12 protein-coding genes are annotated in these 14907 nt (G+C 45.5%); 4 read left to right on the forward strand and 8 right to left on the reverse strand.

What is annotated here, in order from left to right; translation table 11 throughout:
* Positions 1 to 31 precede the first annotated feature (31 nt).
* Complete coding sequence (locus V8Z93_RS11310; protein ID WP_439431548.1) at positions 32 to 3499, forward strand: AAA family ATPase; 3468 nt, start codon at positions 32 to 34, stop codon at positions 3497 to 3499.
* A gap of 13 nt (positions 3500 to 3512) precedes the next feature.
* Here the strand turns inward: V8Z93_RS11310 and V8Z93_RS11315 are convergent, their stop codons facing one another.
* Both V8Z93_RS11315 and V8Z93_RS11320 read right to left on the reverse strand, forming a co-directional pair.
* Positions 3513 to 5711 carry a helix-turn-helix domain-containing protein gene (locus V8Z93_RS11315; protein WP_439431549.1) on the reverse strand — a complete coding sequence of 733 codons (2199 nt, stop codon included), beginning with the start codon at positions 5709 to 5711 and terminating at the stop codon, positions 3513 to 3515.
* Between the two features lie 19 nt (positions 5712 to 5730).
* Positions 5731 to 6243, reverse strand: a complete 513-nt coding sequence (locus V8Z93_RS11320) for a nitroreductase family protein (RefSeq protein ID WP_439431550.1) — start codon at positions 6241 to 6243, stop codon at positions 5731 to 5733.
* Between the two features lie 298 nt (positions 6244 to 6541).
* Between V8Z93_RS11320 and V8Z93_RS11325 the strand changes: the two genes are divergently transcribed.
* The 3 genes from V8Z93_RS11325 to V8Z93_RS11335 all read left to right on the forward strand — a co-directional run bounded on the left by V8Z93_RS11325 (position 6542) and on the right by V8Z93_RS11335 (position 9916).
* Positions 6542 to 7930 carry a Y-family DNA polymerase gene (locus tag V8Z93_RS11325; RefSeq protein ID WP_439431551.1) on the forward strand — a complete coding sequence of 463 codons (1389 nt, stop codon included), beginning with the start codon at positions 6542 to 6544 and terminating at the stop codon, positions 7928 to 7930.
* Complete coding sequence (locus V8Z93_RS11330) at positions 7927 to 8385, forward strand: LexA family protein (protein WP_439431552.1); 459 nt, start codon at positions 7927 to 7929, stop codon at positions 8383 to 8385. Before V8Z93_RS11325 ends, V8Z93_RS11330 begins: the two co-directional genes overlap by 4 nt.
* Positions 8386 to 8554: 169 nt before the next feature.
* Positions 8555 to 9916, forward strand: coding sequence for an NAD(P)/FAD-dependent oxidoreductase (locus V8Z93_RS11335; RefSeq protein WP_439431553.1), 1362 nt, complete (start codon positions 8555 to 8557; stop codon positions 9914 to 9916).
* A 131-nt stretch (positions 9917 to 10047) separates the two neighbouring features.
* Here V8Z93_RS11335 and V8Z93_RS11340 read toward each other — a convergent pair whose 3' ends face one another.
* The 6 genes from V8Z93_RS11340 to V8Z93_RS11365 all read right to left on the reverse strand — a co-directional run bounded on the left by V8Z93_RS11340 (position 10048) and on the right by V8Z93_RS11365 (position 14892).
* Positions 10048 to 10380, reverse strand: a complete 333-nt coding sequence (locus tag V8Z93_RS11340) for a cupin domain-containing protein (RefSeq protein ID WP_022122055.1) — start codon at positions 10378 to 10380, stop codon at positions 10048 to 10050.
* A gap of 85 nt (positions 10381 to 10465) precedes the next feature.
* Positions 10466 to 11014 (reverse strand): NUDIX hydrolase, encoded by a 549-nt coding sequence (locus V8Z93_RS11345; RefSeq protein WP_439431554.1) that lies wholly within the window; start codon positions 11012 to 11014, stop codon positions 10466 to 10468.
* Between the two features lie 317 nt (positions 11015 to 11331).
* Positions 11332 to 12483: an acyloxyacyl hydrolase gene (locus tag V8Z93_RS11350; protein WP_439431555.1), complete on the reverse strand. Its 1152-nt coding sequence runs from the start codon at positions 12481 to 12483 to the stop codon at positions 11332 to 11334.
* A 1-nt stretch (position 12484) separates the two neighbouring features.
* Positions 12485 to 12697, reverse strand: a complete 213-nt coding sequence (locus tag V8Z93_RS11355; RefSeq protein ID WP_349226761.1) for a DUF3791 domain-containing protein — start codon at positions 12695 to 12697, stop codon at positions 12485 to 12487.
* 53 nt (positions 12698 to 12750) lie between these two features.
* On the reverse strand, positions 12751 to 13020 hold the full coding sequence (locus V8Z93_RS11360; protein WP_439431556.1) for a DUF2442 domain-containing protein: 270 nt from the start codon (positions 13018 to 13020) through the stop codon (positions 12751 to 12753).
* A 12-nt stretch (positions 13021 to 13032) separates the two neighbouring features.
* Positions 13033 to 14892, reverse strand: a complete 1860-nt coding sequence (locus tag V8Z93_RS11365; protein WP_439431557.1) for an AIPR family protein — start codon at positions 14890 to 14892, stop codon at positions 13033 to 13035.
* Positions 14893 to 14907 lie beyond the last annotated feature (15 nt).

The following is a 14907-nucleotide window of genomic DNA, read 5'->3' on the forward strand; positions in this document are numbered from 1 at the left end:
CACTTAGTTCTTTACTCTTCACTGTAACAATATGATTCTACAACAACTCCAAATACATAACATCGCTTCTATCGAGGATGCAACCATCGACTTCGAGGCTCAGCCCCTAGCCGATAGCGAGGTGTTCCTCATCACCGGAAAGACGGGTGCAGGCAAATCAACCCTCCTCGATGCCATCTGTCTGGCGCTCTATGCCAGCACTCCCCGTCTCGAAAACACGAGCATGCAGGGAGAAATGCGTGACAACGAAAAAGATATCAAGATTAAAGACCCAGTGCAACTGATGCGCCGCAATACCGGTGAAGCTTTCGTGCGCCTTACCTTTATAGGCAGCAACGGTGTACATTACGAGGCACAATGGTCAGTGGCAAGAGCCCGCAACAAGGTGACGGGCAAGATACAGAACAAGAAATGGGCGCTCCGCAATCTGGATACCGATTTTACCTATACCAAAGATAAGGAGATTCGTGAGGAGATAGCCCTCGCCATCGGTTTGGATTTCAAGCAATTCTGCCGTACCACTCTCCTGGCACAAGGTGAGTTCACCCGATTTCTTAACAGCAAGGACGATGAGAAAGCCGAAATTCTGGAGAAAATCACAGGTGTGGATGCCTACTCTAGAATTGGAGCCAAAATCTTTGAGCAAACTGTAGAGAAAAAGAAGATTTGGGAGGATTCCCAACAAAAGATTGAAGGCATTCAGATTCTGAACGATGAAGAAATCGCCCAGAAAAGCAACCAGTTGCAACAGCTGGATGAGCAAAGCCAGCAAATCAAAAACACCCTGGAAAAGGAGCAGAAAAAGCTTCGCTGGCTTCAGCGGGAACAGGATTTCCGTCAGCGGAAAGAGCAGGCAAAAGAAGATCTGGCACATGTGAAATCCATCGCCGAAAGCGACGAAACCCAACAGCAAGAGCAAACCATCGCCCTTTGGAACCATACCATCGAGGCTCGCGCCAAGATGAACGAAGCTGCATCATGCGCTAAAACCATCCTGCAACAGGAAAACCAACTGCAATCTTTAGAGCAAACATTCCGACAGATTCAGGGAGCACAAAGCTATGAGCTTCAGCAAGAGCAGACCATCGCCTTATCTATCAAGAAGATAGACGACTACCTGGCCCAAGAAGCACCCAAAGTGCATCTCTACGAAAATGCACAGACCCTGAATACGCTCATCGAATCATTTTTGAAGAACAAGAAAGATGCAGCAAACAATCTGCAGTATGCCAATCAGATCAAGAAGGAACTGAACACCCAGTATCAGCCAAAGCTTGAGAATGCCAAGACGATGCTCGAAGAATGCCAGAAAACATATAACCAACAGGTTATCAAGGCACAGGAGGCAGAAACTGAGCTGGAACACCTTCATTTGCCTCAGCTTCGCCAGCAACAAGAAGCACTCAAAACGCTTCTTAACGACATTCAAGCAGCCAAGAATCTCCTCGAACTCCTACACGAGGAGCAGAATCGTCACGTCCTTTCGCAGGAGAATCTGGTTCAACTTCAAAACTCTATCCAGGAAAAAGAAAAGCAGTTACAGGTTTTAACGCAGGAATCTCATGATGCAGAAATCCGAAAGAATGCCCTCCAGCTTGCGTATGAAAAGCAACGGGAAAGTATCAACAAATGGGCGAAAAGCATCAGAATGAAGTTGCAAATAGGCGACACCTGCCCCGTTTGCCAACAGCGAATAGAAAATACCCTGCCCCACGAAGACAATATCGATGCCCTGGTTATAGAAGCAGAGAAACTTTATAAGGATGCCGAGAACGAATATAACAAGATATTAACAAGCCAAAATGCCATAGATTCTGACATCAAGGCTTTAAAAAACAGTCTTGCCAACGAACAGAAGGTCTTTGCCAAATGCTGTGAATCGCTAGCCAAGGCTACCCAAAAAGCCCAGGAAGCTGCCAAAAAGATTCCGGAAGGAGAAAACGGCGAAGCACAGACTCGGGCAAACCTTGAAAAGGTATCTGCTCAAATTGCAGAAGCCGAAGCCAAGGAAAAAGAGGCTAAAAAGCTTAGAACACTCAGAGACCAGAAACTTCAGGAATACGAAGTGCAAAGAAATGGGATGTTAGCCGCACAGCAGAAAGTGGATGATACCCAGCATCGTATTGAAGTTATCGAAGCTCAGATTTCCTTACAGAACAAAAACAGCAAGAAGGCACTGCAAGATATCCATTTACTGATTGGCGAAGCCGGAAACCTTTCATGGCAGAATGATTGGCATACAATGCTCACCGAGTTTGGAAAAGAGGTTGAAGATGGTGCAATCACCTACAAGATGAACACTGAGAAACAGCAGAAACTTGCAGCCGAACTGAAGCAATTTGAAGAGGGTAACAAGAATCTTGCCGCTGCTCTGGATGCCATCATCAAGCTCATACCAACCTGGGGAACACCTTCAAAAGAGCCACTGATGCTGAAACGTATTCCAAAAGTACTTACCAGAGCTTCTGAATTGCAAAGCCAGATAACGGCTGCCCTGCAACAAATGAATGCGGCAAAAGAGAAGGAAGAAGACACCGTGAAATGGCTGAAGGAATTCATGGAGAAAAAACAGGAGATGTTGAAAGATTTCTCTGACAAAGAACAGGAGATATTGCTGGATGAGAACCTCTTGAAGCAACTCGATACCCTCCAACAGTCTGATATTGCCGAAAAGACGGAAGCTATCAATCGTATAAAACAGCAGTTGGTCAGCAAACAAACGGTTTGGGATGAACTGGAAAAAGCTTATCAACTCCATACAGGAGAATATGATGCTTTGTTTGATGAAGAAGAGAAGATGCCTATAGGAGAAAAGATGTCTGAAGAAGAATCCTTAGACACAAGAATTTCTACCAGCATCGCATCGCTCGAAGCCCAGCTTTCTGAATTGGGCAACCAGCGTGGCGGAATCATCAGAGACCTGGAAATCGACCGCTCCAACAAAGCGAAAGTCGGCTCACTTCTGCAGGAATCAGCGCAGAAGAAAGCCGACTTTGAAAAGTGGAGCCGTTTGAACCAGCTTCTTGGCGACGCCACAGGTAATAAGTTCCGTCGCATCGCCCAAAGTTATGTACTCGCCAGCCTCATCCACTCAGCCAACGGATATATGCGAACGCTCAGCGACCGCTATATATTAAAGGTGGTACCTGGCACCTTCGTCATATCTCTTGAAGATGCCTATCAGGGCTATGTGAGCCGAGCCGCCAGCACCCTTTCGGGAGGTGAAAGCTTCCTCGTCTCGCTCTCCCTGGCACTTGCACTCAGCGACATCGGCACCCAGCTCTCTGTGGATACCCTCTTCATCGACGAGGGTTTCGGAACCCTGAGCGGTGAACCGCTGCAACATGCCGTCAACACCCTGCGCAGCCTCCACTCCAAGTCGGGACGCCATGTGGGTATCATCAGTCATGTAGAAGAACTCAAAGAACGTATCCCCGTACAGATTCGGGTGAACCAGGAAGGCAATAATTCGAGCAGTACCATCGAAATCGTGGGCTAAGCATCTGCACGCATTATCCCTCGTCTTCCATCAAATCACAAATCAGCTTGATCTCGGAGTAGTCGATGCCATCCCCCATCGCCTCCTTGATCTCGCTGAAGTGCTCTATATCAGGATGAGCCTTCATAAAATCTCGAATCTTCTTCTCATGGGCACTTGAGATAAGTGCTCGCAAGCCAACCTTTCCTTCCTTCACGTATGGAATGAGATGACCGATGATAGTACTCCTGACAAAACCACGTTCCTCTGCAATCTGATCCACGGTCATACCTTGTTTATAAAGGTTGTAACTGATTTCCTTTGTAGGGGTTTTCAGCTCCTTTGGACCATTCGAATTCTTTGGTTTTCTAGCTTTCTTACCAGCACCAGAATCATTCGCACCCGAACCCGTTCCAGAAGATGCAGTCTCATCCATCAAGAGGAACTGTGCCTTCTTCTTCAGATAATCAGTCACGCTGAACTCGGCGCTCTGCTCATATCGCAGAAGTCTCTCCTTCAATCTTACATCTTCTGAAAAAACAGAAAAGCGGTCTTCAAACTGCTTTTTGCCCACCTTGTTGTCTGTATCAAGGTTCGACTTTCTGATTAAATCGCTCAGAATACTTATCTTATCCAAGAAATACTGGGCACCCTTGTGGATGCGGTCTTGCAGTTCGGCTTGACCCACATCAGGATTCTGCCCCAGCATACGAGTGTATTGCACACGGAATTTATCCGATACACTAATCAGACTCTTCAATACCACCTGCAGTTTCTGATACTCGCCCACCACACGAGGATATTTGCCCGTAAAGAACTCTACGAGGCAGCGCATCAAGTGCTCATAACTGCCACTGATGGCATAGAAATCAAAGAGCTCACCAATGCAGTGCAACACATATTGCTGTTCCAGATAGCTGATTTGTTCCTGACTAGGCGAAGCAAGCTGGCTATTGAAGGCATCCACCGTCTGGTCGCTGATGATGGCGCCACGAGACAACGGCTGGCTGAGTACCATACCTTCCAGAGTCTTGCAACGGCTCAACGCCACGTAGGTTTGACCATGGGTAAAGCTATGGGAAGCATCGATGATGGCATGCTCAAAGGTAAGACCCTGACTCTTATGAATGGTTATCGCCCACGCCAGTCGGAGCGGATACTGGCGGAACCGTCCTTCCACGCTCTCCTCAATTTCCTTGGTTTCCTCATTCAGAGTATATTTCGAATTGGTCCACTCCATCTGTTCCAGTTCAAAATCCTGGTAGGTATCCTTGCTGCGCACGGTAATCTTGTCGCCGATGATGGTGCGCACCTCGCCAATCATACCATTATAGAAACGGTGCTGCGGATCGTTCTTGATAAACATCACCTGCGCTCCCGGTTTCAAGATGAGCTTGAAATCAGCAGGATAAGATGATTCCGGGAAATTGCCTTCCACCTCGGCAGTAAAGGAATACGCCTGCGACGGAAGGGCTGCAAGCTGCTGCTCGTTGATATACTGTGCAGGAGCATTATGGGTGGTAAGACGGATATAGTTGCCCTCCTTAGGCGGTTCGAAGTTTGGGATATATCGCTGGTTCAGGGCCTGCAACGTGGCTTCGGAAGCCTTGTTCTCCCTAATCTGATTAAGAAGAGAGATAAACTGCTGGTCTTGCTGACGATACACCTTTTTGAGTTCGATGGTAAGATAGCCCGCCTGCTTCAAGGCATTGCTGCTGAAGAAGAAAGGGGTATCATAATACTGCCCTATCATCTGCTCTTCCTGCGGAGTAACAACAGGAGCAAGCTGATGCAAATCGCCTATCATGAGAAGCTGAACGCCTCCGAAAGGCAAGTCGTGGCGCTTGCGATATTGACGCAATACGGAATCGATGGCATCGAGCAGATCGCTGCGCACCATACTGATTTCGTCGATGACAAGCAGGTCGATGCTTCGGATGATGTTACGTTTCAGATTACTGAATTTATAGCGTTTCTGTTCGCCACTACCGAAGGTCGTACCTGGCACGTATGGCGAAAACGGAAGTTGGAAGAACGAATGAATGGTCATTCCTCCAGCGTTGATGGCAGCGATGCCCGTAGGAGCCAGCACCACCATGCGTTTAGGCGACAGTTCTTTCAATCGCTTGAGGAAGGTCGTCTTACCTGTGCCCGCCTTTCCCGTAAGGAAAAGGTTGGCACTTGTCTTTTCTATAATGTTCCATGCCAGGATGGATTCTTCGTTCATTTCCATGACCACTTCTTTTAAAATGCTAGATTTCCTCTACTATCTCGCTCATCTCCTTGCGCTTCTTCTCGGCACGAGGACAATCATCGGCAATATGCCCGATAGGAATGATGACCACAGCCTCATATCCCTCACGTGGGAATAGCAGCTGCATCTTCTCAGTATCATAATTGCATACCCAGCAGGTTCCCAAACCTCTTTCAGTAGCAGCCAGACAGAGGTGCTCGGTAGCTATTGCCACATCAATATCTCCATGAGGCTTCTCATCGTATCTGCGAACCCAATTCTCGTCCACATTTCTCATGCCCACGATATACATCGGAGCCGTCTTGAACCACTCGCGGTCGTAGCACTGCTGCAACTTCTGCTTAGCCTCATCCGAGCGGACGATGAGCCAATGCCAAGGCTGCCTGTTCACTGCCGATGGTGCCAAACGCACACATTCCATGATGTAATCCAAATCCTCCTGACTTACCGCCTCAGAGGTAAACTTGCGAGCCGAGAATCGTTCCTGGCTCAATGCCAACATATTTTTCATACCGTTTCGTTTTAAACTTTTTAATCCTTCTATAAACACATTCAATTTTTCAGAAATCGAAAGCATTTACCTTTTTAAAAGGCAAAATTACAAAAAATCCACGAAAAGCCCAAGCCTTTCGGAGATTTTCTTTCTAATCATCCTATGATTTCCCTGGTTTTATTTACCCTTAAGGCAAAAAATATTTAGCCTTAAGGGAAAATATTTTTTGCCTTAAGGGAAATTATCCTAGATAAAGACTAGCGTTTCGAATATTTTTTGTAATTTTGCAACACGAAAGGATTTGTAAGATAAGAAAATGATAGGATTGGCTGATTGCAATAACTTCTACTGTTCGTGCGAACGAGTGTTTCGCCCCGACCTGATAGGAAAGCCCGTAGTTGTTTTGAGCAACAACGACGGGTGCGTCATTGCACGCTCAGAAGAAGCCAAGGCTTTGGGGTATAAGATGGGCGACCCTTTCTATCAGGTAAAAGAAAAACTGGAAGCAGAAGGCGTAGCTATCTTCTCTAGCAACTACACACTCTATGGCTCACTCTCCAATAGGGTAATGTCGATGCTGTCGCACTACTCGCCCCACATCGACCAATACTCTATCGATGAAAGTTTCTTCGAAGTGGATAGTTCCATGGCAAAGAGCTTTTTCGAAACGGATCATCCCATGACAGAGCACTTCTTCCAGGAAAGTCTGAAAGGAAACGGAACTTTCTTGAATGGTGACTCCCTGCTGCATCAATATGGTGCCAGGATTTCTGCCGATGTGCTCCGAGCCGTGGGAATCCCCATCTCCATCGGAATCGCAGAAACGAAAACCCTGGCAAAAATCGGATCCAAATTCGCCAAGAAATACAAGGGTTACCAGGGCTGCTGCCTCATCGATACCGATGAACGGAGACACAAAGCCTTGTCACTGTTCCCTATAGAAGATGTATGGGGTATCGGACGACAGATTTCCAGAAAGCTCGATTATATGGGCATTCGCACAGCTGCCCAGTTTGCTGACAAGAAAGAAAGTTGGGTGCGCAGCCATTTCAACATCACCACCGTGAGAACGTGGAAGGAACTGAATGGCGAAAGCTGCATCAGCATCGAGGAACTGCCACAGAAAAAGAGCATCTGCACCAGCCGGAGCTTTGCCGGTGAAGGCATCAGCGATAAGGATGTGGTGGAAGAAGCCGTGGCAAATTTCGCCGTGCGCTGCGCCGAAAAGCTGCGACGTCAGGGAAGCGTGTGCCAGGGAATCACGGTGTTTGCCTGGACATCCAGGTTCAATGAGAACGTGCCGGAATACGCCATCCACGATTCCCTTACCCTGCCCATTGCCACCAATGCGCAGGAAGAAATAGTAGGTGCCGCCCTCAGCATTCTCCGGGCCAAATACCCGAAACCGATGGCAGACAGCAGGCCCGATCGCCCCGGCATGTCGTTTCACTTCAAGAAAGCTGGCGTTATCCTGTGGCAGATTTCACCTGACCATCCCCGTCAACAAGACCTCTTCGACACCATCGACCGGAGCAGGCAAAAGGCATTGATGGAAGCTATTGATGCCATCAACCAGAAAAACGGTTATGACACCATCCGCCAAGCCGTACAAGGCAATGGTTGCCGATTCGACTTAAAACGAGAGTATATGTCGAAGCGGTTTACCACAGATATTCATGAGATTCTGAAAGTAAAAACAAAATGAACAAGAATAACGATAACAAGATAAGACTGACGTTTCACCCTGCGGAATTCGGAGCCAAGATGCCGATTCCGCTGGCAGAACAAAGCGTAAAGGCAGGCTTCCCTTCGCCGGCACAAGACTATATGGAGGGAGAGATAGACCTCAACGATATTCTGGTTCGCCATCGTGAGGCCACTTTCTATGTACGTGTTTCGGGCGACAGCATGCAGGATGCAGGCATTCTCGACGGCGACCTAGCCATCGTAGACAGGCAGATAGAGCCATCCAACGGCAACTTCGTCATTGCCTTCGTGGATGGCGAATTCACCATCAAGCAATTCAAGATAGATGAGAGCGGTGCCTTCGGCTGGCTCATCCCATGGAACAAAAACTTCGCTCCAATCCGGGTAGATGAGACCAACCGATTCATGATCTGGGGCGTGGTTACCTATGTGATTCATCAGATTGCGGAATGATAAAAAAAGAAAAACAATCACATATTTCTACCCATCTTCCTTTGCCACCTCATAAAAAAGTTGTACCTTTGCAGTCGAATTTTCAGCGATGACTAGGCTATATGCCTTATTAGAAATAGAATTTTCAGCAAATATATGTATTTAGTAATTCTAAAAAACAGCAGTAGTTATGAGTATTAATATCAAGAGAAATCAGTTAAAGAGAGTTGTTATCGTAGGTGGCGGACTCGGTGGTCTTCGTTTGGCAGAAGACCTCTGCAATTCAAACCTGCAGGTGGTGTTGATCGATAAGAACAACTTCCATCAGTTCCCTCCGCTTATCTATCAGATAGCTTCGGCAGGTATCGACCCAAGTTCCATCTCCTTCCCTTTCCGACAGATTTTCCGCAAGCGCAAGAACTTCTACTTCCGCATGGCAGAAGCAAGAGCCGTGTTCCCAGACAAGAAGATTCTGCAGACTTCCATCGGTAAGATCGAGTACGATTACCTGGTATTCGCAGCAGGAACCACCACCAATTTCTATGGCAATGCCAACATCGAGAAATGGGCCATTCCGATGAAGACCGTTTCTGAGGCAATGGGATTGCGCAACGCTGTGCTGAGTAATCTGGAGCGTGCATTGACCTGTGCCACAGAAGAGGAGCGACAGGAACTCCTGAACGTGGTCATTGTGGGCGGTGGTGCCACAGGTGTAGAGATTGCCGGAGCCCTCTCTGAGATGAAACGCTACGTGATTCCTTACGATTATCCTGATATGGACTCATCTCTGATGCACATCTATCTCCTGGAAGCTGGCGACAGACTGCTCGCCGGAATGTCACAGGACTCTTCTAAGAAAGCATACGAATTCCTTACCAGCATGGGTGTGGATGTACAGTTTGGCAAGATGGTAACCGACTACAAGGACCACAAGGTAATGATGAAGGATGGTCAGGAGATTCCTACCCGTACCTTCCTCTGGGTATCAGGTGTAAAGGCACAGCCTATCACGGGTATCGATGGCGACCATCTGGGCCGTGGTTTCCGAATCGTAGTAGATGAATTCAACCGCATTCCTGGCATGGACGGTCTCTTTGCCATCGGCGACCAGTGTATCCAAACTACAGACCCAGCTTATCCTGGCGGTCATCCACAGTTGGCACAGGTAGCCATTCAGCAGGCAGCACTCCTGGCTAAGAATATCCAGAAGATTGCAGAGGGAGCCACTGATTCCCAGCTCAAGCCTTTCCGCTACAAGAATCTGGGTTCGATGGCTACCATCGGAAGAAACAAGGCAGTGGTAGAACTTGGCAAGTTCCACAGCCAGGGCTTCTTTGCCTGGGTATTGTGGCTGGTAGTTCACCTCCGCTCTATCCTTGGCGTAAAGAACAAGGTAATGGTAATGCTCAACTGGCTCTGGAAGTACGTAAGCTATAACGATTCTATCCGAATGATTACCTACGCCACCAAGCCTAAGGAAGTGCGCGACCGATTGAAGCGTGAGCAGACCACTCACCTCGGCACCGACTTGCTGGAGAATGAAGAAGATTAAGAAAATAATAATGAAAAGATAAAAATGACGAAAGTCCAGCTTGGAGCCTTTTGCAAGGTTTCCAAGTTGGACTTTCTGTTTCTCTATTCCATAAAAGGAATATAATAGGAATTCCTGATACTCCAGGGATATTAATGATGCTCAGGCACAATGGCGAGATACACCAGATCATGGTCGGTGAGATTCTCCATATAATGAGCGTGGTTCATCGGGCAGTAATGCACCTGTCCCTGGCGAACCTCCTCCACGGTATCATCATAATGGAAAGTAGCAGTGCCGCTTACCACATAGATAATCTCGCAGTTGCCCTCATGAGTATGAAGGCCAGTTGAAGCACCCGGACGCAAGGTAGAATACATAATCTTCACCTTGTCATCCACATAGTTACGAGTATCAAGTTTACCCTGTCCACCCTTGAAGCCCTCCAAATGAGCCTCAGCAATCTTTTCGAAATCTATTACCATCTTTATAATGTTTATTGTTTAATATCTATTGCTTACAGTCTATCGTCTGCTGTTTACTTGGCTTTTATAAATGAAGCCCTGCAGCTTACTTTGCTTTCGCAAAATACTTCCAGAGCGGAGCAGCCATCAGGCTCTGCCAGATTTCACCCTTCTCCAGCATTTCCATCACTTCTTCTCTTGAGAAGAGGCGAATTTCGATATCCTCTTCCTTATCCAGATGCTGCACATCCATGCGCTCCACATCCATAGCCAGATAACAATGGGTAAGATTGGTATGCGTGCTCGGATTAGCCGAAATCGTCATCCACTTCTGCCAATTACCGCCTCCGAATCCCGTCTCTTCCATCAGCTCTCGCTTGGCAGCCACCATCGGATCCTCGCCCTTCTCTATCACTCCGGCACAAAGTTCATTCACCGTCTTCCCTATCGCATAGCGATACTGACGAACGAAGATGAACTCTCCCTCCTTCGTAATGGCGATGGTATTTACCCAGTCAGGATATTCCAGCACGTAATATTCATCAATGATGGCACCCGTAGGCAATTCCACCTTATCCACTCGTGCCGTGAGCCAAGGCTTCTCTATCAGATACTTCTGCGAGAGCGTCTTCCATTTCATATCTTTATCAGCCATATCTTTTCCTATTTTTTTAAATCAGACTTCTTCTTCATTTAAATTGATGGTGCAAAAGTACAAAAAAAGATTGAAAGAAGAAAAAGTTTACCTGTTATTTCTTTCGAAAAAAACATATCCTAAAACCTTCATGCCATTCTTAGCCCCTAATTTTAGAAGGTTTGACTCATTCTTAGCCCCTAATTTTAGAAGGTTTGGCTCATTCTTAGCCCCTAATTTTAGAAAAACTAGCACCTTTATACTTAATTATCAATACATTACGACACTCTTATACAATTAATCTAAACAAACTACATAGCTGGCGAAAGATGGCGGCATTACTTGCCGCCAAATCGCCATCCCAAGCCTAGCATCAGATTGTTAGGAGTCTTGAAATCCACCAGACTGTAGCCGATGTGCAGCATGGCACGTCGGCTCACATGAATCTTTAGGGCAAGCACCTCATATACACCCCTGAAATCGTTGCGATTGCCAAGCAGATAGGTTCCGGCACCGAAGTTGATGCTGAAATAAGGCATGGCAAACTCGCCACGAGCCGAAAGGCCCAGACCAGCCTGGGTACTAAACTTATGATTCACTACCTCGTCCCAAGGATCATTCTCCCGGCTAGCCGAACGGTCGTACACACCATCAAGCGAGACACCCAAACTCAGCCAAGGGTTCATCCGATACATCGGGTTTACATTGAAGCCCATCACGGCATACTTGCCATCCAGCAGATAGCTCGACACACCATCATGTGCTATCCCCTGCTTCCATGCGCCATACAATACCACATCCGTGTAAAGACCACGGCTATCCGGCAGCTTCTCCCGCTCCACCTTCGGCACAGCCAATGGTTGTCGGTTGATGTAATAAGCCAGACCCAATCTTATGCCGCCTGTGTTAAGTCCCATGTTAGGATAAGTGGTGTTGCCATTAGAGAAATGAGTCAGCGAAATACCGGCATTCAGGTCGAGATATTTCGAGAGCATCCACTTCATATACACATCAACATCAATATATGCCGTAGCCTTGGAGCCAATCACCTTGTTTTCAGGATTGTTCAGTTCGTCATAGGCATTCCATCCGAACGCCATACCCAGGTTCCACTCATAGTTGAGCGACACCCTGCGGGATAGGTTCACAATCGGTGCCCCCTGAAACAGATACACGGATATCGGGTTTGCCAGCCACTGATTAAACTCATGTCTAGCCAGGCCCACACCCTGATATACCCCCTGATAGATGGAGCCAGGTCTCACCTCCTCCTTATTCATAAAGGCATACTTCAGTGTAAAAGTCATGTCGTGATTCATCGTCCGAGCCTCATCATTCCCTCCACGCAGAAACTCGTTAGTATGAAATATGGTAGATGGCACCGCATCCAGTGCGATGCGGTGTATAGTCTTGCAGCTATCCTCCTGCGAGGAGGCAGGCAACGCCATGGCAGCAAGCATGGATATAACCAATAAACTTTGTTTCATCATTCTAGAGCACTCCTTTCTCTTTCATGAAATCAATAAGATCTTCCATCAGATACTCCTTGCTAAAAGTATGGAGCACATCATAGCTTGGGATAATATAATCAGTAAGTATACCAGAAGTCTTTAGACGCTGATATACATCACGAGCATTCAATCCCAATCTGCGAGATAAGTTGCCAATGCAATATGTTACAAAATCAATATTATCACTATTCATACCTTCTGCTTTTTAATAATACCACTATTGCTACGCTTACAAAATCTATCCGATTAGTTTGCGCTATAATAAATCGCATTCTCTTCATCTTTGCTGTTGCAAAGACCAGCATCAGAAAACAGACCAGAGAAACTAAGATCTTCATCTAGTTCAGGCCAATGAATTCCATAACGACTGAGAAAGAACCTCTGGCGCTGTTCCGTTGTAGCCTTTGCCAGACGACTCCATCGATTAAAAGGATAGTTCGCCTTCCAACCATTCGCAGTTTCTGCCCAAACATGAGCATTATCTACCCAAACTTTGTTTATTCTATAATGCTCCATAATCAACATTATTTATCCCAATGCCAATTTCCTAAGAGTATAGAGTTCCTCTCCTGAAGCCTTCTGTTTGATTTCTTCAAAAACTCCTTTACGCTTACTGATAGATAAGATTGAAGTCATTTCTTCTGTTGCTATCTCAGATAACATTCTGAACATCATTTCTGCAATCTCATCAAGAGCTTCCTTCTGATCATCATTAAGTTGCTGCGTTTCCCAAAGTTCTACCAAAGGAAAGTCTTCGAAGGTAATATAATGCAAATAAGCCATAGTATAAGCTATTACAGGAGCCTTACCATTCTTATAATTCTTATTTTCCTTGCGAGATTTCAGATAGTTATAAATTATCTGTAAACCGACAATAGTTTTGAAATAATTTTCATCAGGAACAAAGCCCGAACTAATAACTCCATTGATAAACGTATCATAAGTTGTTCCTGCACCTTTTACGGCTTCACCAGGTAGCATATCCCAACTCATACAAGCAATAGCCATATTCTCTTTTGTAAACCGGCATTGCTTTGGATATTTTGTCAAAAAAGCATCCTTCTCGTCCTTTTTCTTTAGACGATTGCGCTCTTCTTCAAACTGTCCACGAATACGCTCATAATACCAATACATTACATCTCCTCTATCATTTGGAATTACAAGTCTACGTGACAGTTCTTGCATTGTTGTATTGAATTGTTCACTCACACTAAAGTCTGCATCCTTTACAGCATTCTGACTATTAGAACTACGAGATATTTTACTTGCTAACTCGTTAACACTTTGCTGAGGTCCTATCACAATGAGCTTAACTTGCACAAAGACACCTGCCAAGTGAATAGCTGAAGTTTCTGCATCCTTAGCACGAAAAATAGAAGCTGTTGTCTGTCCACCATTTACAATCTGAAAATTACGTATTGCTTTCAAGATACCACTCGACACCATATCGTTTGAAGAAATAACTCCTTCTTTCATTTCACCCACATGTGTAGCTTCGCCTAATGGAGTAAGTTCTACATCAGAAGCAATAGCTGTAATACCATTATTATATGCCAAGAACATCTGAGGGTTATTTCTCAACGTATCTCTAATGTCAGCATTAGTATGCTTACGTTTCGTCTTCTTGAAAGTAAGCCAGTAACGCACATTATAAAGTAGCAAGTCGGTATTCCATTTTTTATAAAGTTTATACAACAACTTGGCAGGGAACATCATCAACAGACACTTGTATTCAGAATGGTCGGTAGACTCCATTTGGATATAAGGAATCTTATACTGATAATCCTCATCATTCTCGAAGTCTATATCGATCTCTACATGGTTGGTTGTATCTGTCAGATTACCCAACAGTTTCTTTAAGTCCCATATATTGCAATCCGTTTCTTTATCACGAATACGTATTTTTTTAGGTGCAGACTTTTTAATAGAACAATTTGAGATTATATAAAATCTTACAGTCTTATACAGATTCTTATTATTGTCTATCATCTTGCAAACTTCATAGGCCGGATCATTCTCTGACATATCTACAGCAGCATTTCGAATAGCTTTATCATAGAAACCTTGAAGACGCGACCACGCATATTGCACATCAGAATCGCTCAGAATCTTTACTTCGCTGGTATTGGTTTCATAAATAGTATAAAACAATGTCAGCACTTCTTGATTAGCACTTTCGTTATATGCCGATATCTCTCCCAAGAAATTGCCAGATGTATTTTTTATGCTCGCATGACACACCACAAAGTTCTCTGCAGATACCTTTGTGGCAATCTGTGAAAGAACATAACAGGTGAAGGCATCTTCACGAGTACTTAACTGCTCTGTTTCTAAGGTCTGTATTGTCATTTTTTCCAATACATTCAGGTAACTATTTAGATTATCCATTTTTATAATTGCTAG

The organism is Segatella copri, from assembly GCF_051861805.1.
GTDB classification, from domain to species: Bacteria; Bacteroidota; Bacteroidia; order Bacteroidales; family Bacteroidaceae; genus Prevotella; species Prevotella copri_M.